This is a genomic window from Georgenia sp. (genome assembly GCF_054605595.1).
In genome coordinates, this window is sequence record NZ_JBTSDU010000001.1 from 1 (window position 1) to 20,500 (window position 20,500).

At 69.5% G+C, this 20,500-nt stretch carries 15 protein-coding genes and 1 tRNA gene; 1 reads left to right on the top strand and 15 read right to left on the bottom strand.

What is annotated here, in order from left to right; translation table 11 throughout:
• From tuf to ACYC1Z_RS00065, 13 genes are all read right to left on the bottom strand, one after another.
• Window positions 1-1,162: elongation factor Tu (tuf, locus tag ACYC1Z_RS00005; protein WP_461407507.1), on the bottom strand; the 1,162-nt coding region annotated here is incomplete at its 3' end.
• A gap of 123 nt (window positions 1,163-1,285) precedes the next feature.
• The gene (gene fusA / locus ACYC1Z_RS00010) at window positions 1,286-3,388 is read right to left on the bottom strand and encodes an elongation factor G (protein WP_461407508.1); all 2,103 of its coding nucleotides are present in this window, start codon (window positions 3,386-3,388) and stop codon (window positions 1,286-1,288) included.
• 75 nt (window positions 3,389-3,463) lie between these two features.
• Window positions 3,464-3,934 carry a 30S ribosomal protein S7 gene (gene rpsG / locus ACYC1Z_RS00015; RefSeq protein WP_461407509.1) on the bottom strand — a complete coding sequence of 157 codons (471 nt, stop codon included), beginning with the start codon at window positions 3,932-3,934 and terminating at the stop codon, window positions 3,464-3,466.
• Entirely contained in the window at window positions 3,934-4,308 is a 375-nt protein-coding gene (gene rpsL, locus ACYC1Z_RS00020; protein ID WP_461407510.1) for a 30S ribosomal protein S12, read from the bottom strand. Before rpsL ends, rpsG begins: the two co-directional genes overlap by 1 nt.
• A 490-nt stretch (window positions 4,309-4,798) precedes the next feature.
• The gene (locus tag ACYC1Z_RS00025) at window positions 4,799-8,689 is read right to left on the bottom strand and encodes a DNA-directed RNA polymerase subunit beta' (protein WP_461407511.1); all 3,891 of its coding nucleotides are present in this window, start codon (window positions 8,687-8,689) and stop codon (window positions 4,799-4,801) included.
• A 132-nt stretch (window positions 8,690-8,821) separates the two neighbouring features.
• A complete protein-coding gene (rpoB, locus tag ACYC1Z_RS00030; protein ID WP_461407512.1) occupies window positions 8,822-12,322 on the bottom strand; it encodes a DNA-directed RNA polymerase subunit beta in 3,501 nt (1,166 codons plus the stop codon).
• A gap of 290 nt (window positions 12,323-12,612) precedes the next feature.
• Entirely contained in the window at window positions 12,613-13,002 is a 390-nt protein-coding gene (rplL, locus tag ACYC1Z_RS00035) for a 50S ribosomal protein L7/L12 (protein ID WP_461407513.1), read from the bottom strand.
• Between the two features lie 106 nt (window positions 13,003-13,108).
• Window positions 13,109-13,630 carry a 50S ribosomal protein L10 gene (gene rplJ / locus ACYC1Z_RS00040; protein WP_461407514.1) on the bottom strand — a complete coding sequence of 174 codons (522 nt, stop codon included), beginning with the start codon at window positions 13,628-13,630 and terminating at the stop codon, window positions 13,109-13,111.
• Between the two features lie 354 nt (window positions 13,631-13,984).
• Window positions 13,985-14,701: a 50S ribosomal protein L1 gene (rplA, locus tag ACYC1Z_RS00045; protein WP_461407515.1), complete on the bottom strand. Its 717-nt coding sequence runs from the start codon at window positions 14,699-14,701 to the stop codon at window positions 13,985-13,987.
• A gap of 91 nt (window positions 14,702-14,792) precedes the next feature.
• Entirely contained in the window at window positions 14,793-15,224 is a 432-nt protein-coding gene (gene rplK / locus ACYC1Z_RS00050) for a 50S ribosomal protein L11 (protein WP_461407516.1), read from the bottom strand.
• Window positions 15,225-15,294: 70 nt separating this feature from the next.
• Window positions 15,295-16,203: a transcription termination/antitermination protein NusG gene (nusG, locus tag ACYC1Z_RS00055; protein ID WP_461407517.1), complete on the bottom strand. Its 909-nt coding sequence runs from the start codon at window positions 16,201-16,203 to the stop codon at window positions 15,295-15,297.
• 78 nt (window positions 16,204-16,281) lie between these two features.
• A complete protein-coding gene (gene secE, locus ACYC1Z_RS00060) occupies window positions 16,282-16,551 on the bottom strand; it encodes a preprotein translocase subunit SecE (RefSeq protein ID WP_461407518.1) in 270 nt (89 codons plus the stop codon).
• Between the two features lie 110 nt (window positions 16,552-16,661).
• A tRNA-Trp gene (locus ACYC1Z_RS00065) sits at window positions 16,662-16,734 on the bottom strand.
• A 256-nt stretch (window positions 16,735-16,990) separates the two neighbouring features.
• Between ACYC1Z_RS00065 and ACYC1Z_RS00070 the strand changes: the two genes are divergently transcribed.
• A complete protein-coding gene (locus tag ACYC1Z_RS00070) occupies window positions 16,991-18,187 on the top strand; it encodes a pyridoxal phosphate-dependent aminotransferase (RefSeq protein ID WP_461407519.1) in 1,197 nt (398 codons plus the stop codon).
• Between the two features lie 37 nt (window positions 18,188-18,224).
• On the opposite strand, the gene ACYC1Z_RS00075 is transcribed toward ACYC1Z_RS00070, so the two are convergent.
• On the bottom strand, window positions 18,225-19,091 hold the full coding sequence (locus ACYC1Z_RS00075) for a ketopantoate reductase family protein (protein WP_461407520.1): 867 nt from the start codon (window positions 19,089-19,091) through the stop codon (window positions 18,225-18,227).
• Between the two features lie 99 nt (window positions 19,092-19,190).
• Window positions 19,191-20,465, bottom strand: a complete 1,275-nt coding sequence (locus tag ACYC1Z_RS00080; RefSeq protein WP_461407521.1) for an aminoglycoside phosphotransferase family protein — start codon at window positions 20,463-20,465, stop codon at window positions 19,191-19,193.
• Window positions 20,466-20,500: the final 35 nt, after the last annotated feature.

Below are 20,500 nucleotides of genomic sequence, written 5' to 3' on the forward strand. Positions count from 1 at the left end.
CGACGGTGCGGCCCCCTTCGCGGATGGCGAAGCCGAGGCCCTCCTCCATGGCGATGGGCTGGATCAGCTCCACCGACATCTCGGTGTTGTCGCCGGGCATGACCATCTCGGTGCCCTCGGGCAGCGTGATGACGCCGGTGACGTCCGTGGTGCGGAAGTAGAACTGCGGGCGGTAGTTCGAGTAGAACGGGTTGTGGCGCCCACCCTCGTCCTTGGCCAGGATGTAGACCTGGCCCTCGAACTTGGTGTGCGGGGTGATGGAGCCCGGCTTGCAGACGACCTGCCCGCGCTCGACCTCCTCGCGCTTGGTGCCGCGCAGCAGCAGACCGACGTTCTCACCGGCGTCGGCGGTGTCGAGCAGCTTACGGAACATCTCGATGCCGGTGACGGTCGTCGTCATCTTCGTCGGGTGGATGCCGACGATCTCGACCTCCTCGTTCACCTTGAGCTGGCCGCGCTCGACGCGCCCGGTGACCACGGTGCCGCGGCCGGTGATGGTGAAGACGTCCTCGATGGGCATGAGGAAGGGCTTGTCGATGTCACGCACCGGGTCCGGGACGCTCTCGTCCACGGCCGCCATGAGCTCCTCGACGGACTTGACCCACTTCGGGTCGCCCTCGAGGGCCTTCAGCGCGGAAACGCGGACGACGGGGGCGTTGTCGCCGTCGAACTCCTGGCTGGAGAGCAGCTCACGCACCTCCATCTCGACGAGCTCGAGGATCTCCTCGTCGTCGACCATGTCGGCCTTGTTGAGCGCGACCAGGAGGTAGGGGACGCCGACCTGGCGGGCGAGCAGCACGTGCTCACGTGTCTGGGCCATCGGACCGTCGGTCGCCGCGACCACCAGGATCGCGCCGTCCATCTGGGCGGCACCGGTGATCATGTTCTTGATGTAGTCCGCGTGACCGGGGGCATCGACGTGGGCGTAGTGACGCTTCTCCGTCTGGTACTCGACGTGCGACACGTTGATCGTGATGCCGCGCTGACGCTCCTCGGGAGCGTTGTCGACCTGATCGAACGGTGTGAACGTGTTCAGGGTGGGGTACTTGTCGGCGAGCACCTTGGAGATCGCCGCCGTCAGCGTCGTCTTGCCATGGTCGACGTGACCGATGGTGCCGATGTTGACGTGCGGCTTGGTCCGCTCGAACTTGGCCTTCGCCACTGGGGTCCTCCTGGGGACTTGGGTAGTTGTCTCAGCTTCAGGCAGGAGCTGGAGGCTCCTGCCGGAGGCAGAGTGGGTCCTACTGGTCGGTTATGGATTATTGCAGGGGTCGACCTGTGGGACTCACTCGCCCCGGGTCTTCTTGATGATCTCCTCGGCCACGTTCCGAGGGACCTCCGCGTAACTGTCGAACTGCATCGAGTACACCGCGCGGCCCTGGGTCTTCGACCGCAGGTCGCCGACGTAGCCGAACATCTCCGAGAGCGGCACAAGGGCACGCACGACCTTGACGCCGCTCGCCTCCTCCATCGACTGGATCATGCCACGGCGGGAGTTGAGGTCGCCAATGACATCACCCATGTACTCCTCGGGCGTACGCACCTCGACGTCCATCATCGGCTCGAGCAGGACCGGGTCCGCCCTGCGGACGCCCTCCTTGAGCACCATCGAGCCGGCGACCTTGAAGGCCATCTCCGAGGAGTCGACCTCGTGGTAGGCGCCGTCGAGCAGGATCGCCTTGATGCCCACCAGCGGGTAGCCCGCCAGCACACCGTTCTGCATGGCGTCCTGGATGCCGGCGTCCACGCTGGGGATGTACTCGCGCGGGACGCGGCCACCGGTGACCTTGTTCTCGAACTCGTACAGCTCACCCTCGGCCGTGTCGAGCGGCTCGAACCGCATCTGGACCTTGGCGAACTGCCCGGAGCCACCGGTCTGCTTCTTGTGGACGTAGTCGATCTTCTCGACCGTCTTGCGGATGGTCTCGCGGTACGCCACCTGCGGCTTGCCGACGTTGGCCTCGACCCGGAACTCGCGCCGCATGCGGTCCACGAGGATGTCGAGGTGGAGCTCGCCCATGCCGCCGATGACGGTCTGGCCGGTCTCGTCGTCGAGCTTGACGGTGAACGTCGGGTCCTCGTCGGAGAGCTTCTGGATGGCGAGGGAGAGCTTCTCCTGGTCGGCCTTCGTCTTCGGCTCGATCGCGACGTGGATGACCGGCTCGGGGAAGCTCATCGACTCGAGCACCACGGGCTTGTCCAGGGCGCTCAGGGTGTCACCGGTGGTGACGTCCTTGAGGCCGATGAACGCGTAGATGTGGCCCGCGTGGGCCTCTTCGATCGGGTTCTCCTTGTTGGAGTGCATCTGGAACATCTTCCCGATGCGCTCCTTCTTCCCCTTGGTGGAGTTGAGCACCTGGGCGCCCTGGACGACCTTGCCGGAGTAGACCCGGACGTAGACCAGCTTGCCGAAGAACGGGTGCGTGGCGACCTTGAACGCGAGGGCCGAGAAGGGGTCGGTCTCCGTGGGGTGACGCTCGACGATCTCCTCCTCGTTGCCGACGGCGTGGCCCTGCACGGCGCCGACGTCGAGCGGGTTCGGGAGGTAGTCGATGACGGCGTCGAGCATGGGCTGGATGCCCTTGTTCTTGAACGCCGAGCCGCAGAAGACCGGGTAGGCCCGGCTGGAGACCGTCAGGGCGCGTACGCCCCGCTTGATCTCCTCGGCCGTGAACTCCTCGCCGCCGAGGTACTTCTCGAGCAGCTCCTCGTCCGCCTCGGCGACCTGCTCGATGAGCTTGGCGCGGTACTCCTCGGCCTTGGCCAGCAGCCCCGCGGGGATCTCCTCGACCTCGTAGTCCTCACCGATCTTGACCTCGCCGCGCCAGGTCAGCGCGCGCATGCCGACCAGGTCGACGACGCCCGAGAACTCGGACTCGGAACCGATCGGGAGCTGCATGACCAGCGGCATCGCCTTGAGGCGGTCCTCGATGGTCTTGATGGTGAAGAAGAAGTCCGCACCGAGCTTGTCCATCTTGTTCACGAAGCAGATGCGCGGCACGTTGTACTTGTCCGCCTGCCGCCACACCGTCTCGGACTGGGGCTCGACACCCTCCTTGCCGTCGAAGACGGCAACCGCGCCGTCGAGGACGCGCAGCGAGCGCTCCACCTCGACCGTGAAGTCCACGTGACCGGGCGTGTCGATGATGTTGATCTGGTTGTCGTGCCAGAAGCAGGTGGTGGCCGCGGAGGTGATGGTGATGCCGCGCTCCTGCTCCTGCTCCATCCAGTCCATCGTCGACGCACCGTCGTGCGTCTCACCGATCTTGTAGTTGATGCCGGTGTAGAACAGGATCCGCTCGGTCGTCGTCGTCTTGCCGGCGTCGATGTGCGCCATGATGCCGATGTTGCGGACCTTGGTCAGGTCGGTCAGCACGTCAAGTGCCACGTGAGGCTCTCTTCGGTCGTAGGTCGTGGAGGATCGGTGCTGGCGGCGCCCGGGGTCACCGGGCGCCGGCCGGGATCACCAGCGGTAGTGCGCGAAGGCCTTGTTGGACTCGGCCATCTTGTGCGTGTCCTCGCGGCGCTTGACCGCGGCGCCGAGACCGTTGGAGGCGTCGAGGATCTCGTTCATCAGACGCTCGGTCATGGTCTTCTCACGGCGCGTGCGCGAGTAGTCCACGAGCCAGCGCAGGGCCAGCGTGGTCTGGCGCGACGCGCGCACCTCGATCGGGACCTGGTACGTGGCGCCACCGACGCGGCGGGACCGGACCTCGAGTGACGGGCGGATGTTCTCCAGCGCGCGCTTGAGCACGGTGGCCGGGTCCGAGTCGGTCTTGACCCGGACACCCTCGAGCGCGTCGTAGACGATCTTCTGGGCGGTGGACTTCTTGCCGTCGCGCAGCACGCGGTTGACGAGCTGGGTCACCACGGGCGAGCCGTAGACCGGGTCGACGACGAGCGGACGAGCGGGTGCGGGGCCCTTACGAGGCATTACTTCTTCTCCTTCTTGGCGCCGTAACGGCTCCGTGCCTGCTGGCGGTTCTTGACACCCTGGGTGTCGAGCGCGCCGCGGACGATCTTGTAGCGGACACCAGGCAGGTCCTTCACACGACCGCCACGCACGAGCACGATCGAGTGCTCCTGCAGGTTGTGGCCCTCGCCCGGGATGTATGCGGTGACCTCGATACCGCTGGACAGGCGCACGCGGGCGACCTTCCGGAGAGCCGAGTTCGGCTTCTTCGGGGTCGTGGTGTACACCCGGGTGCACACACCGCGACGCTGCGGGCTCCCCTTGAGGGCCGGCGTCTTGGAGGTTCCGACCTTGACGCTACGGCCCTTGCGGACCAGCTGCTGAATCGTGGGCACTACGTCTCCGTCTCGAAGTTCTTCGCTGTCGATGATGTTGCTCGCCCGACCATGGGGTCGACCGGCCCGGGTCGCCGAGGCGGCCTGTCCAGGCTCGCTCCCTTGCCCCCGTTGTCGGGCGTGTCGACCAGCACCGGACACCGCGGGTCTGCCAACCTGAGTGGAAGACGGCCGCCGCTGTCCAGCTGGCGTAGACGCCTGCGGACCCCGCTCCAGCCTGGATCGCCTTTCGGTCGACCGGCGGGAGAGACGCACGCACGAGAGCCCGACGTCGCGGGCACCGCCGACCAGAGTACTCTGCGGCGGATTCTCGCGTCAAAGCGTGGGAGTGTCCCCGGAGCGTGATGTGCTGCACGTTCTGGCGGGGCAGGTGGCGGACCGGGCCATGGCGGGAGGGCCGGGCCGACACCTGCCGCAACGCCCGCCGTGCGGCGGACGTCCGGGCCGATCGCCCGTCCGCCCGCCGCACGGCGACACGCACCCGGCAGGATCAGCGGAACTCCAACCCGTACGTGTCGGGGCCGAAGTCCAGCTCCTCGAGCAGCACCGCGTCGTTCGAACCGCCAGCCGGCCCGAAGTCGACGTCGCTGTAGCCGAGGCGGCTGAACGCCCGCGCCTTGGCCTCCTCGGTGGGCTCGACGACGACCTCGTGGTAGCGGGGCAGCCCCGTACCGGCCGGGATGAGCTTGCCGAGGATGACGTTCTCCTTGAGGCCGAGCAGCGGGTCGCGCCGGCCGCTCATGGCGGCCTCGGTCAGCACCTTCGTCGTCTCCTGGAAGGAGGCCGCCGAGAGCCACGAGTCCGTCGCGAGCGAGGCCTTGGTGATGCCCATGAGCTCGGGGCGGCCGGAAGCGGGGGTGCCACCCTCGCCGACGACGCGCCGGTTCTCGTCCTCGAAACGGGAGCGCTCCATGAGCTCGCCCGGCAGGAGACGCGTCTCGCCCGGCTCGAGGACGGTCACGCGCCGCAGCATCTGCCGCACGATGACCTCGATGTGCTTGTCGTGGATGTCCACGCCCTGCGAGCGGTACACCTGCTGGACCTGCTCCACCAGGTGCTTCTGCGTCGCACGCGGCCCGAGGATGCGCAGGACCTTCTTCGGGTCCACCGCACCGACGATGAGCTGACGCCCGACGGCGACGTGCTCGCCGTCCTCGACCAGCAGACGCGCCCGCTTGGTCACCGGGTAGACCACGTCCTCCTGCCCGTCGTCGCGGGTGATGACGAGCTTGCGGCTGCGTTCGGAGTCGTCGATCTTGACCCGGCCCGCGGCCTCGGCGATCGGCGCCTCGCCCTTGGGGGTACGGGCCTCGAAGAGCTCCTGCACCCGGGGCAGACCCTGCGTGATGTCCTCCGCGGAGGCGGCGCCACCGGTGTGGAAGGTACGCATGGTCAGCTGGGTGCCGGGTTCGCCGATGGACTGCGCGGCGATGATGCCGACGGCCTCGCCGATGTCCACGAGCTTGCCGGTGGCCAGCGAGCGGCCGTAGCACTTCGCGCAGGTGCCGACGCGCGACTCGCACGTGAGCACCGAGCGGACCTTGACCTCGGTGATGCCGGCAGCGATGAGCCGGGCGATCAGCACGTCACCGGCGTCGTCCCCGGCCTGGGCGAGGACGTTGCCGTCCGCGTCCTTGATGTCCGTGGCGATGGTGCGGGCGTAGACGGAGGACTCCACCGTCTCGGCGCGCACCAGGTTGCCCCGGGAGTCGGCCTCGGCGATCGGCATGGTCAGGCCCATCCGGGTGCCGCAGTCGTGCTCGCGGACGATGACGTCCTGCGACACGTCCACGAGACGACGGGTCAGGTAGCCGGAGTCCGCGGTCCGCAGCGCCGTGTCCGCGAGGCCCTTGCGGGCACCGTGGGTGGCGATGAAGTACTCGAGGACGGACAGGCCCTCGCGGTAGTTGGACTTGATCGGGCGCGGGATGATCTCGCCCTTCGGGTCCGCCACGAGGCCACGCATACCGGCGATCTGGCGGACCTGCATCCAGTTGCCACGGGCACCGGAGGAGACCATGCGGAAGACGGTGTTGCGCTCCGGGAAGTTGGCCCGCATCGCGGTGTCGACCTCGTTGGTCGCCTGGGTCCAGATGTCGATGAGCTCCTGGCGGCGCTCGTCGTCGGTGATCAGACCGATGTCGTACTGTTCCTGGATCTTGGCGGCCTCACCCTCGTACTTCTCCAGGATCTGCGCCTTCGCGGGCGGTGCGACGACGTCGGACGCCGCGATGGTGATACCGGAGCGGGAGGCCCAGCGGAAACCGGCCTCCTTCAGCGCGTCCAGGCTCGCCCCGACCTCGACCTTGGGGTATCGCTCCGCCAGGTCGTTGACGATGCCGCCGAGCACCTTCTTGTCGACGACGCCGTTGATGTACGGGTAGTCCACGGGCAGCAGCTCGTTGAACAGGGCGCGACCGAGCGTCGTCTCGAGCAGGACCTGCTGGCCTTCCTCCCAGCCGGTCGGGGCGACCCACCCGGCCGGCGCCACGAACCCGGGTATCCGGATCCGGACGGCGGCGTTGAGGTCCAGGTCGCCGGCGTCGAAGGCCATGATCGCCTCGGCCTGGGTCGCGAACACGCGGCCCTCGCCCTTGGCGTCGGCCCGGTCGGACGTGAGGTGGAACAGGCCGATGATCATGTCCTGGGTGGGCATGGTCACCGGACGGCCGTCCGAGGGCTTGAGGATGTTGTTCGAGGACAGCATGAGGATGCGCGCCTCGGCCTGCGCCTCCGTGCTCAGCGGCAGGTGCACGGCCATCTGGTCGCCGTCGAAGTCCGCGTTGAACGCGGCGCAGACGAGCGGGTGCAGCGCGATCGCCTTGCCCTCGACGAGCTGCGGCTCGAACGCCTGGATGCCGAGTCGGTGCAGCGTGGGGGCGCGGTTGAGCAGTACCGGGTGCTCACGGATGACCTCCGAGAGCACGTCCCACACCTGCGGGCGCGAACGCTCCACCATGCGCTTGGCGGCCTTGATGTTCTGGGCGTGGTTGAGGTCCACCAGCCGCTTCATGACGAACGGCTTGAAGAGCTCGAGCGCCATCTGCTTGGGCAGGCCGCACTGGTGCAGCTTGAGCGTGGGGCCGACGACGATGACGCTGCGGCCGGAGTAGTCGACGCGCTTGCCGAGCAGGTTCTGCCGGAACCGGCCCTGCTTGCCCTTGAGCATGTCGGAGATCGACTTCAGGGCCCGGTTGCCGGGGCCCGTGACCGGGCGGCCGCGGCGGCCGTTGTCGAAGAGCGCGTCCACGGACTCCTGGAGCATGCGCTTCTCGTTGTTGACGATGATCTCCGGCGCACCCAGGTCCAGCAGCCGCTTGAGGCGGTTGTTGCGGTTGATGACGCGGCGGTAGAGGTCGTTGAGGTCCGAGGTCGCGAAGCGGCCGCCGTCGAGCTGCACCATCGGGCGCAGGTCCGGCGGGATGACCGGGACGCAGTCCAGGACCATGCCCATGGGCGAGTTGCCGGTGGACAGGAACGCATTGACGACCTTGAGGCGCTTGAGCGCCCGGGTCTTGCGCTGGCCCGTGCCGGTGGCGATGGTCTCGCGCAGCGACTCGGCCTCGGCCACGAGGTCGAAGGTCTCCAGACGGCGCTGGATGGCCTCCGCACCCATGAAGCCCTTGAAGTAGATGCCGTAGCGGGCGTTGAGCTCGCGGTAGAGCAGCTCGTCACCCTCGAGGTCGCCGACCTTGAGGCCCTTGAACCGGTCCCAGACCCGCCCGAGGCGGTCCAGGTCCTGGTCGGCGCGCTTGCGGATCTGCGTCATCTCGCGCTCCGCGGACTTGCGGACCTTGTCGCGCGCGTCGGCCTTGGCGCCGGCGGCCTCGAGCTCGGCGAGGTCGGCCTCGAGCCGCTGGGCGCGGGCCTCGATGTCGGTGTCGCGCTTGGTCTCGACCGCGTGCTTCTCCAGGTCCATCTCGTTCTGGAGCGAGGTGAGGTCCTCGTGCCGGCCGCTCTCGTCCACCTCGGTGATCATGTAGGCGGCGAAGTAGATGACCTTCTCGAGGTCCTTGGGCGCGAGGTTGAGCAGGTACCCCAGGCGCGAGGGCACGCCCTTGAAGTACCAGATGTGGGTGACGGGTGCGGCGAGCTCGATGTGGCCCATCCGCTCACGGCGGACCTTGGAGCGGGTGACCTCCACACCGCAGCGCTCGCAGATGATGCCCTTGTAGCGGACACGCTTGTACTTCCCGCAGGCGCACTCCCAGTCGCGGGTGGGCCCGAAGATCTGCTCGCCGAAGAGGCCGTCCTTCTCCGGCTTCAGCGTGCGGTAGTTGATCGTCTCGGGCTTCTTGACCTCACCGTGCGACCATTCCCGCACATCGGCAGCCGTCGCGAGCGAGATGTGCAGCGAGTCGAAGACATTGACGTCGAGCAAGGGTTCCTACTTCCTCCGGCAGAACACCGTGTACAGCTGTGGTGGAGCGCTGGCGGGGCCACCAGTGGCCCGGGGACCCGGGGGAACGTGTTCCGTTCGCTCCCCCGGGCCGTCCGGGCCGGCCCGTCGGGCTCAGAGTTCGTCGACGCTGCTCGCGTCCGGACGGCGAGACAGGTCGATCCCGAGCTCCTCCGCGGCCCGGTAGACCTCGTCATCGGCGTCCCGGAGCTCGATCGCGTTGCCCTCGGCGTCGAGCGCCTCGACGTTCAGGCACAGCGACCGCATCTCCTTGATGAGCACCTTGAAGGACTCGGGGATGCCGGGCTCGGGGATGTTCTCCCCCTTCACGATCGCCTCGTAGACCTTCACGCGACCCGTGACGTCGTCGGACTTGATCGTGAGGAGCTCCTGCAGGGCATAGGCGGCGCCGTAGGCCTCGAGGGCCCACACCTCCATCTCGCCGAAGCGCTGGCCACCGAACTGCGCCTTACCGCCGAGCGGCTGCTGGGTGATCATCGAGTACGGGCCGGTGGAACGGGCGTGGATCTTGTCGTCCACCAGGTGGTGGAGCTTCAGGATGTACATGTAACCCACCGAGATCGGCTCCGGGTACGGCTCGCCTGAGCGGCCGTCGAAGAGCATGGCCTTGCCGTCGGTGTCGACCATGCGGTCGCCGTCGCGGTTCGGCAACGTGTGGGCCAGCAGGCCTCGCAGCTCGTCGTACTCCATGCCGTCGAACACCGGGGTGCCGACCGAGGTCCGGGGCCCCGCCGTGTGGGCGTACTCCGGCAGCCTCTTGGTCCACTCCTCGGCCGCCTTGACGGCCTCGGTCACGTCCCAGCCCTGGGAGGCGATCCACCCGAGGTGCAGCTCGAGGACCTGGCCGACGTTCATGCGGCCCGGCACGCCGAGCGGGTTGAGGATGACGTCCACCGGGGTGCCGTCGGGCAGGAACGGCATGTCCTCGACCGGAAGGATCCTGGAGATGACGCCCTTGTTGCCGTGGCGGCCGGCGAGCTTGTCCCCGTCGGTGATCTTGCGGCGCTGCGCGATGTAGACGCGGACCATCTGGTTCACGCCCGGCGGCAGCTCGTCGTCGTTGTCCGCGTTGAACTCGCGGATCCCGATGACGATGCCGGACTCGCCGTGGGGCACCTTGAGCGAGGTGTCGCGCACCTCGCGCGCCTTCTCCCCGAAGATCGCGCGGAGCAGGCGCTCCTCGCTGGTGAGCTCGGTCTCCCCCTTGGGGGTGACCTTGCCGACGAGGATGTCACCGGCGGAGACCTCGGCGCCGATGCGGATGATGCCGCGCTCGTCCAGGTCCGCCAGGACCTCCTCGGAGACGTTCGGGATGTCCCGGGTGATCTCCTCGGCGCCGAGCTTCGTCTCGCGGGCGTCGACCTCGTGCTCCTCGATGTGGATCGAGGTCAGCACGTCGTCGGAGACGATGCGCTGGGACAGGATGATCGCGTCCTCGTAGTTGTAGCCCTCCCACGACATGAACGCCACGAGCACGTTCCGGCCGAGCGCGAGCTCGCCCTCGTCGGTGGCGGGACCGTCGGCCAGCACGGAGCCGACCTCGACGCGGGCCCCCTCCTCGACCAGCACACGCTGGTTGTAGGAGTTGCCCTGGTTGGAGCGGCGGAACTTCATCACGCGGTACAGCTGCGTGGTGCCGTCGTCCGCGACCACGTGGATCGAGTCGGCCGAGACCTCGGTGACCACGCCACGCTTGGACGCCACGATGACGTCGCCGGCGTCGACCGCCGCGCGGCGCTCCATGCCGGTGCCGACCAGCGGGGCCTCGCTGCGCAGCAGCGGGACGGCCTGCCGCTGCATGTTCGCGCCCATGAGGGCGCGGTTGGCGTCGTCGTGCTCCAGGAACGGGATCATCGCGGTGGCCACGGACACCATCTGGCGCGCGGAGACGTCCATGTAGTCGATCTCGTCGATCGCGACGAGGGCCGGCTCACCGCCGGAGAGCCGGCACAGCGCGGTGTCCTCGACGAAGCGGCCGGTCTCGTCGATCGGCGCCGAGGCCTGGGCGATGATGTGCCGGTCCTCGTCGTCCGCCGTGAGGTAGACGACGTCGTCGGAGACGACACCGTTCTCGACCTTGCGGTACGGCGTCTCGACGAAGCCGAACGGGTTGATACGGGCATATGTCGCCAGCGAGCCGATGAGGCCGATGTTGGGACCCTCAGGGGTCTCGATGGGGCACATGCGGCCGTAGTGCGACGGGTGGACGTCACGGACCTCCATGGCGGCGCGGTCGCGGGAGAGACCACCCGGGCCGAGAGCCGAGAGACGCCGCTTGTGCGTCAGTCCGGAGAGCGGGTTGTTCTGGTCCAGGAACTGCGAGAGCTGCGACGTCCCGAAGAACTCCTTGATCGAGGCCACCACGGGGCGGATGTTGATCAGGGTCTGCGGGGTGATCGCCTCGATGTCCTGCGTCGTCATCCGCTCGCGCACGACGCGCTCCATGCGGGACAGACCGGTGCGGACCTGGTTCTGGATGAGCTCGCCGACCGCGCGGATGCGACGGTTGCCGAAGTGGTCGATGTCGTCCGTCTCGACGCGGACCTGGATGGCCCCGCCGTCGCGCGTGCCGGGGAGCTCCTCGACGCCCTTGTGGAGCGCGAGGAGGTACTTGATCGCCGCCACGACGTCGTCGATGCGGAGCACCGAGTCGCTCAGCTCGGTGGTCAGCCCGAGCTTCTTGTTGATCTTGTAGCGGCCCACCTTCGCGAGGTCGTACCGCTTCGGGTTGAAGTAGTAGTTCTCGAGCAGGGTGCGGCCGGCCTCGACCGTGGGCGGCTCGCCCGGACGGATCTTGCGGTAGATGTCGAGCAGCGCCTCGTCCTGCGTGTGGACGTTGTCCTTCTCCAGGGTCTCGATGAGGATCGGGTAGTCCTCGAACTCCTCACGGATCTCCGACTCGGTCATGCCGAGGGCACGGAGGAAGACGGTGACGGACTGCTTACGCTTGCGGTCGACGCGCACGCCGACGGCGTCGCGCTTGTCGATCTCGAACTCGAGCCAGGCACCGCGGCTCGGGATCACCTTGGTGGTGAAGATGTCCTTGTCGGAGGTCTTGTCGGCGACCTTCTCGAAGTAGACGCCCGGCGAACGCACCAGCTGGGAGACGACGACACGCTCGGTGCCGTTGATGATGAACGTGCCGCGGTCGGTCATGAGCGGGAAGTCACCCATGAACACGGTCTGCGACTTGATCTCACCGGTGGTGTAGTTGACGAACTCCGCCGTGACGAACAGCGGGGCCGCGAAGGTGAAGTCCTTCTCCTTGCACTCCTCGGCCGTGTACTTCGAGGGCTCGAAGCGGTGGTCGCGGAAGGAGAGGGACATCGACTGACCGAAGTCCTCGATCGGGGAGATCTCCTCGAAGATCTCCTCCAGACCCGAGGCCGCGGGAACGTTCTTGCCGCCGCCGGACGCGATACGCTCGCGCCAGGCGTCGTTGCCGAGGAGCCAGTCGAAGCTCTCGGTCTGGAGGCCGAGAAGGTTCGGGGCCTGGAGCGGCTCATGGATCTTGCCGAACGACACGCGCCGCGAAGCGGTTCGGGTCGCGATAGCGTCAGCAGTTGGTGCAGCAGAGGTGCGCGAGGCAGCCAAAGGGGGTCCTTCCCTGCGAATGGGTGGCACACGCGCCGACACGTGGGGGACGGTTGAGGAGCCTGTCGACAGGCACAAGTCAGCGCAAAGCGTCAGCATAACCAAATCTGGCTATACTGTCCAACGGCCAGGTCAGCCGCTTGCTGCGGCCGGACCGGCACTCCCGGGTGGCTACCCGGCCACCCGTCGACGACGGGCACGGCGCGAGGCCCGCACCCTGGCGGTGCGGGCCTCGCGCGTTCACCGGCCCGGTCCGGCGGCGCGAGCGCGCCCACCGGGGCCGGCAGGTGTCACTTGACGGTGACGGTGGCCCCGGCGCCCTCGAGGGCCTCCTTGGCCTTCTCGGCGGCGTCCTTGCTGACACCCTCCAGGACGGCCTTGGGGGCGCCGTCGACGAGGTCCTTGGCCTCCTTCAGACCGAGGGACGTGAGGGCGCGCACCTCCTTGATGACCTGGATCTTCTTGTCGCCGACGGTCTCGAGGACGACGTCGAACTCGGTCTTCTCCTCGACCTCCTCGGCGGCGCCACCGGCGGCCGGCGCGCCGGCGGCGGCGACGGCGACAGGGGCGGCGGCGGTGACCTCGAAGGTCTCCTCGAACTGCTTCACGAACTCCGACAGCTCGATGAGCGTGAGCTCCTTGAAAGCCTCGATGAGCTCTTCGGTGCTGAGCTTCGCCATGGTTGGCGTTCCTTCCTAACTTGGCCTGCTACGCGAGCAGTGGGTGGGGGTGGTGCGTGCCGTGCCGGCGGCTGGGTGCGCCGGCGTGGTCCGGGCCCGGGTGGGCTCAGGCCTCGGCGGCCTGCTTCTCGCGCAGGGCCTCGATGGTGCGGGCAGCCTTGGTGGCCGGCGCGGTGAACATGTATGCCGCCTGGAACAGCGCGGCCTTGAACGCTCCGGCCGCCTTGCCCAGCAGCACGTCGCGGGACTCGAGCTCGGCCAACTTGGTGACGTCCGAGGCGGAGAGCTGGTTGCCCTCCAGGACGCCGCCCTTGATGACGAGCTCGGGGTTCGCCTTGGCGAAGTCACGCAGCACCTTGGCCGCGTCCACCGGTTCCCCGGTCACGAACGCGATCGCGGTGGGGCCGGAGAGCTCGCCCTCGAGGAAGTCGAGGCCGGCCTCCTTCGCCGCGATGGTCGTCAGCGTGTTCTTCACCACGGCGTAGTTCGCGGTACCGGCGAGCGAGCGGCGCAGCTGCTTGAGCTGGGCGACGCTGAGCCCGCGGTACTCGGTCAGCACGACGGCGCTCGACCCACGGAAGAGCTCCGTGATCTCGGCAACCGCTGCTGCCTTGTCAGGCCTCGCCATGGCCCTCCTTCCGATAGTGCCGCGCGATCGGTGTCCGGGAACGACAGAAGCCCCGTGCAGGAGGGCACGGGGCTCGCATGTCCCTGGGGCGCTGGCGCACCGGGAAGGTTGCTCACTTTGTACACACCTGCGCTGGCTCCGCTGAGCGGACTTGGCCCCGTCTGGCAGACGGGCGACCGGCGGTCTTTGGCAATGGCGACTGTACCCGCCGCTGCTGTCGGGCCGCAAACGCGGCGGGTGTGGCGTCCCCCACGTCGCACGCGGCAGGGGCCGCGCTCCACCGCCGGGGGGGGTGCGTGCGGGGACGGCAGCGGCCCGGCGCCCCCGTGGGTGCGCCGGGCCGTGCGTCAGGCGTCAGGAAGCGTCCTCGGTGGCGAGGCTGCGCGTCTTGGTCGCGTCCAGCGGGATGCCGGGCCCCATGGTCGTGGACATGGTCGCCTTGGTGATGTAGCGGCCCTTGGAGCTGGTGGGCTTGAGCCGGAGGATCTCCTCCTGGGCTGCCGCGTAGTTCTCCACGAGCTGCTTCTCGTCGAAGCTGACCTTGCCGATGATGAAGTGGAGGTTCGAGTGCTTGTCGACCCGGAACTCGATCCGTCCACCCTTGATATCGGTCACGGCCTTGGTGACGTCCATGGTCACCGTGCCCGTCTTCGGGTTCGGCATGAGCCCACGCGGACCGAGCACGCGGCCGAGGCGGCCGACCTTGCCCATGAGGTCCGGCGTCGCCACGGCGGCGTCGAAGTCGGTGTAACCGGCGGCGACCTTCTCGATGAGCTCGTCGCCCCCGACCTCGTCGGCGCCGGCGTCGATCGCCTGCTGCGCACGCTCACCAACGGCGAAGACCAGGACCCGAGCGGTCTTGCCGGTGCCGTGCGGCAGGTTGACGGTGCCACGGACCATCTGGTCCGCCTTGCGGGGGTCGATCCCGAGCCGGAAGGTGACCTCGACGGTGGAGTCGAACTTCGTGGTGGAGGTCTCCTTCGCCAGGCGCACGGCCTGGAGCGGGGCGTAGAGCTCGCCGTCGACGATCTTCTCGGCGGCCTTGCGGTACGTCTTGCTACGCGTTGTCATCTGCTTCTCTCCTTGAGCAGTCGTGGTCTCCGGGTCCGCGCGGACCCTGCCACTGCACACCCCTGGGGGTGCGTCCATCGGATGTGATCGGTCAGCCCTCGACCGTGATGCCCATGGAACGGGCGGTGCCGGCGATGATCTTCTCGGCGGCCTCGAGGTCGTTGGCGTTGAGGTCCTCCTTCTTGGTGCGGGCGATCTCCTGCACCTGCTCACGGCTGATCTTCGCGACCTTGACCGTGTGCGGGGTGCCGGAGCCCTTGGCCACACCGGCGGCCTTCTTGATCATCTCGGCGGCCGGCGGGGTCTTGGTGACGAAGGTGAAGGAGCGGTCCTCGTACACCGTGATCTCGACCGGGATCACGTTGCCGCGCTGCGACTCGGTCGCCGCGTTGTAAGCCTTGCAGAACTCCATGATGTTGACGCCGTGCTGTCCCAGCGCGGGGCCGATCGGCGGCGCGGGGGTCGCGGCGCCGGCCTGGATCTGGAGCTTGATCAGGCCGGAAACCTTCTTCTTGGGAGGCATGTCGGGTCCTTACGGTTCTTCTCTCGGGTCCGTCGACGCCACGGCGCCGGCGGTGTTGCGGGACGTTCCCTCAGATCTTGGTGACCTGCGAGAACGACAGCTCGACCGGGGTCTCTCGGCCGAAAATCGTGACGAGCACCTTGAGCTTCTGGCTCTCCGGGCTGATCTCGGAGATGGTCGCGGGCAGCGTCTCGAACGGCCCCTCGACCACGGTGACGGACTCGCCGACGGTGAAGTCCACCGTGATCGGCGTCGCCTCGGCGCCGCCCGCGGCGGCCTTGGCCTGCGGGGTGCCGGCGGAGGCCTCGACGTCGGGGGCGAGCATCGAGAAGACCTCGTCCTGCGTGAGAGGGACGGGCTGGTGGGTGTTGCCCACGAAGCCCGTGACGCCCGGGGTGTGGCGGACCGCGCCCCAGGACTCGTCCGTCAGGTCCATGCGCACCAGCGTGTAGCCCGGCACGCGCACGCGGCTGACGACCTTGCGCTGGGCGTTCTTGATCTCGACGACCTCTTCCATGGGGACCTCGACCTGGAAGATGAACTCCTCCATGTTGAGGCTCTGGGTACGGTTCTCGAGGTTCGCCTTCACCCGCTTCTCGTAGCCGGCGTAGGTGTGCACCACGTACCACTCGCCCGGCAGGGAGCGGAGTTCGTCGCGGAAGGCCGCGGCCGGGTCGACGTCCTCAGCGGGGGCCGTGTCGTCGGCAAGTGCCTCGTCGGCAAGTGCCTCGTCGGCAAGTGCCTCGTCGGTGGAGGCGTCGTCGGTGGAGGCGTCGTCGGTGGAGGCGTCGTCGGTGGAGGCGTCGTCGGTGGAGGCGTCGTCGATCGCCTCGTCGGTGGCGGCCGCGCCGTCAGCGGGGGCTGCGGCGGCGGCGACGTCGGCCGGCGTCTCGTCAGCCTGCGTCTCGTCGGCCGTCGGGGTCTCGTCGACGGCGTCGGCAGCCTCGTCGACGTCGGTCGGCTCGAGGTTCTCAGGCACGCGGGACCTGCTTTCTGCTCTGTAGGGGTGTCTGCTGGGTGTCGCCCAGCAGCGGACGGACGGACGACGTCATGAGGCTCAGCCGAACACCCACAGCACGAGCCGACCGAAGCCCAGGTCGAGCACGCCCACGAACGCCATGATGATCAGCACGAAGACCAGGACGGCGACGAAGTAGGTCCACAGCTCGCTGCGCGTGGGGCGGACCACCTTCTTGAGCTCGGCGATCACCTCGCGCACGAAGAGCGCGAGCCTCGCGAAGAGGCCGCGCTTCTTCTTGCCGTCCGCACCGGACGCGCTGCGGGCGCGCTCGGGACGGCCCGAGGTCGCGCTTGCAGACTCGCTCACAGGTTCTTCCTCACGGTTCTCGGTCAGGTCCGACTCCCCGCCGGCGACATGTCCCGCCGAACGGCGAGACCTCAGGACATCCGTGCTTCCCGGATCGGGAGGAGTCCCAGCAGGGCAGGAGGGACTCGAACCCACAACCGCCGGTTTTGGAGACCGGTGCGCTACCAATTGCGCCACTGCCCTATCAGTGACCGGCCACCCGACCACGACCCGGGCCGCCCGCACGGGCAGCGTCCAGCGTGGCGGATGTCAACCACCGGCGTCGAGTGTACGTCCTTCCCGGCCCCCGGGTCGAACCTGGGCGGCGGGAGGCCCGTCACACCCGCCCCTCGGTTCCGGCCGCCCCGAGCCCCGTCCACCGCGTTCCGAGGACCGGTCGGCCCAGGCCGGTGCGGACCGGCCGTGCCACGATGTGGGGGTGAGCGCATCCTCCTCTTCTGTGTCCAAGCCTCGCGTGTCCGCGCGCCTGGCATCGATCGGCGAGTCGGCGACCCTCGCGGTGGACGCCAAGGCGAAGGCCCTCAAGGCCGCCGGCCGCCCCGTCATCGGCTTCGGCGCCGGCGAGCCAGACTTCCCGACGCCCGACTACGTCGTCGAGGCAGCCGTCGCCGCCGCGAAAGACCCGGTCAACCACCGCTACACGCCGGCCAAGGGGCTCCCGGCACTGCGGGAGGCCATCGCCGAGAAGACCCTCCGAGACTCCGGCTACGTGATCTCGCCCGACTCCGTCCTGGTCACCAACGGTGGCAAGCAGGCCGTCTACGAGGCGTTCGCCGCGATCATCGACCCGGGCGACGAGGTGCTGCTCCCCGCACCGTACTGGACCACCTACCCCGAGGCGATCCGGCTCGCGGGCGGGCGACCCGTCGAGGTCTTCGCCGGCGTCGACCAGGGGTACAAGGTCACCGTCGACCAGCTCGAGGCGGCCCGCACCGAGCGGACGAAGGCGCTCCTGTTCTGCTCGCCGTCGAACCCGACGGGCGCGGTCTACTCCCCCGAGCAGACCGCCGAGATCGGGCGGTGGGCGCTCGAGCACGGCATCTGGGTCGTCACCGACGAGATCTACGAGCACCTCGTCTACGACGACAACGTCTTCACACCGATCGTGCGCGCCACCCCGGAGCTGGCCGAGACCACCATCGTGCTCAACGGGGTGGCCAAGACGTACGCGATGACGGGGTGGCGGGTGGGCTGGCTGATCGGCCCCGCCGACGTGGTCAAGGCGGCGACGAACCTGCAGTCACACCTGACCAGCAACGTCGCCAACGTCTCCCAGCGCGCCGCGATCGCCGCCGTGGGCGGGGACCTGTCCGCCGTCGACGAGATGCGCACCGCCTTCGACCGTCGCCGCCGCACGATGACGGACATGCTCCGCGCGATCGACGGCGTCGAGCTTCCGACGCCGGAGGGCGCGTTCTACGCCTACCCGTCCGTCCGGGGCGTGCTGGGCCGGAGCATCCGCGGCCGCACACCCACCACGTCCGCCGAGCTCGCCACCCTGATCCTCGAGGAGGTCGAGGTGGCGGTCGTGCCGGGCGAGGCGTTCGGCCCGAGCGGGTTCCTGCGCCTGAGCTACGCGCTCGGTGACGCCGACCTCGCCGAGGGCGTCGGTCGCATCCAGGACCTGCTCGCCTGATCGGTGCCGCGCACCCCCGCACGGTGCGCGGGACGGGCTACCGGCCGGTCGAGCCGGCGCGCTGGCGCAGTTCCGCCACGACGGCCGCGAGCGCCGGGGTCGCGATCGCGTGGCGCTCCCCGAGCCGCACCAGGTCACCCCCGAGGGCCTCGAGCTCGGTGGGGCCGCCCCGTCGGAAGTCACCCTGGAGGGAGGACCGCAGCTCCGGCGACAGGCTCCGCAGCGTCGTCATGAGCTGCTCGGCCGTCCGGGGCAGCCCCTCGGCGGTGGCCAGCGCCGCGACCTCGGCGACGACGGCGGCCGTGGTGGCCGGGTCGTGGTCGAGGGCCGGGCCGAGCGGGAGATCCGTCCGGGTCGTGAGCAGCGCGGTGGGCGCGAGGAAGCTGAGCTTGCGCCACAGCAGCTCCGCCTCGGTGCCGCCCGGGCGCACGGTCACACCGGCGCGGCCGAGCGCGGCCACGAGGCCCCACCCGGCGACGGCGTCCGGCACCCGCACGATGCAGTAGTCGCCCCGGTGGACGATCGCGTCACCCTCTCGCGCGGCCTCGACCTGGATGGCGCCGGCGGCGGTGTCCAGACCGGTGGCGGCGAGCCGGGCGGCGTGCCCCATCCCGTTCTGGAGGGCGAGCACGTGCCGCGGTGCTGCCGCGACGACGGTGGGCAGGATGTCGTCGAGGGCGTAGGTCTTGACCGTGAGCAGGACGGCGGCGTGCCGGGGCACGTCCGTGCCGGCGGGGACCGGCGCGGTGAAGTCGCCGAACTTCTGCGAGCGCACGACGATGCCGTCCCGCGCGATGCGCCCGGCGGTCTCCGCACGGGCGACAGCGACGACGTCCTCCCCCGCCCGGTGCAGGAGTGCTGCGAGCAGGCCACCCACGGCCCCCGGGCCGACCACCGCGATCATGCGCCACCTCCGGCCCGGAAGACTATCGCGGCCGGCGAGCGGGACGCGGCAGTCCGCGGTGGCCGAATGCGTGGTGGCCAGGAGAGCAGACGCCGGGCGTCAGCCGTCGTGCGGGCCGCGCTGGGCGAGCCGCTCCCGCCCGGCGGAGAGCCACCGCTCCGCACACGCCAGTCGCCCCTCGGCGTCGGCGCGCCACGGGGCGCCGTCGGTGCGCTTGGCACCGGCGACGAGAGAGAGCACCACGCCCGCGCACCGCGCGTGCAGCGCGACGGGGTCGACCTGCCGCTCGCACACCGCGGTCCACTCCGCGAGCACCGGCGGCACGTGCGGGTACGTCGCCGGTGCCAGATGGGGCAGGACGCTGACGTGCCCGAGGAGGCACGCGAGATCGTCCACGCGGTGCCCCGGGCCGACGGCGTCGACGTCGAGCAGCGCGGTGACGGCGGCGACACCTTCCCGGGGGTCCATGAGCACGTTGGCCTCGTAGAAGTCGCCGTGGGTGGGCACCACCGGGCCGGCGTCGGCGGAGGCGACCAGCATCTCGATGCCGTCCGCGAGCGCCCGGGCCCGGGCGGCGTGCTCGGGCAGGACGGTGGCGGCGGCGTGCGCGTAGTGCTGGGCACGTTCCGACCACGCCGGGCGGCGGGGCAGGTCGAGCACCCCCGCGGGGAGCGCGTCGAGCGTGCCCACCAGCGCGGCGAGCACGCCGGTCGCCCGGTGGCCCAGCCCGCGGGCCAGCAGGTTCGCCAGCGGTGTCCCCCGCCCCTCGGCGAGCAGGACGAGCCCGTCGTCGTCCACGCGCAGCACCCGCGGGGCGGGCACCCCGGAGCCGGTCAGGAGGCGGTGCCGGTCCGCGAAGACGTGCACGCCGGAGGGCCGGACGACCTTGACGTAGGCGGTGGCGTCCACGTCCGTGCGTCGCACGCGCAGGACGGCGCGGCGGGTGGGCCGGTACGCGAGCAGCTCCACGGTCACGGGCGTGCTGAGCCGGGCGGTGAGCTCGGGTGCGCTGCAGGCGACGGCCAGGGCGGGCAGCTCGGGGTCGGCGGGGTGGCGCCACAGGTGGACCACCGGGCCGTCGGCGGCCTGGTCGAGGCGCACCAGCCCCGGACCCGGCGGCCGGGTCAGGTGCGCCGTCGTCGCGCACAGGTACTCGTCCGAGCGGGTGGTGGCACCGTCGGCGCCGCGCTCGACGGTGACGGTGTACCCCACGGTCACCCCGGCGCCGGGACGGTGGTGGACGGTGTGGACCTTCCAGCCCACCAGGCGCGCCCCTTCGACCTCGAGGGCGCCGGCGAGCATCGGGCCGGCCGCCGAACCGGTGAGCAGCGCGACGTCGGCCGGTTCGTGGAGGGCCGCCGCGGGAACGCTCATGGGCCTAGTTCACCACGTCCACCACCGGGTGCGGC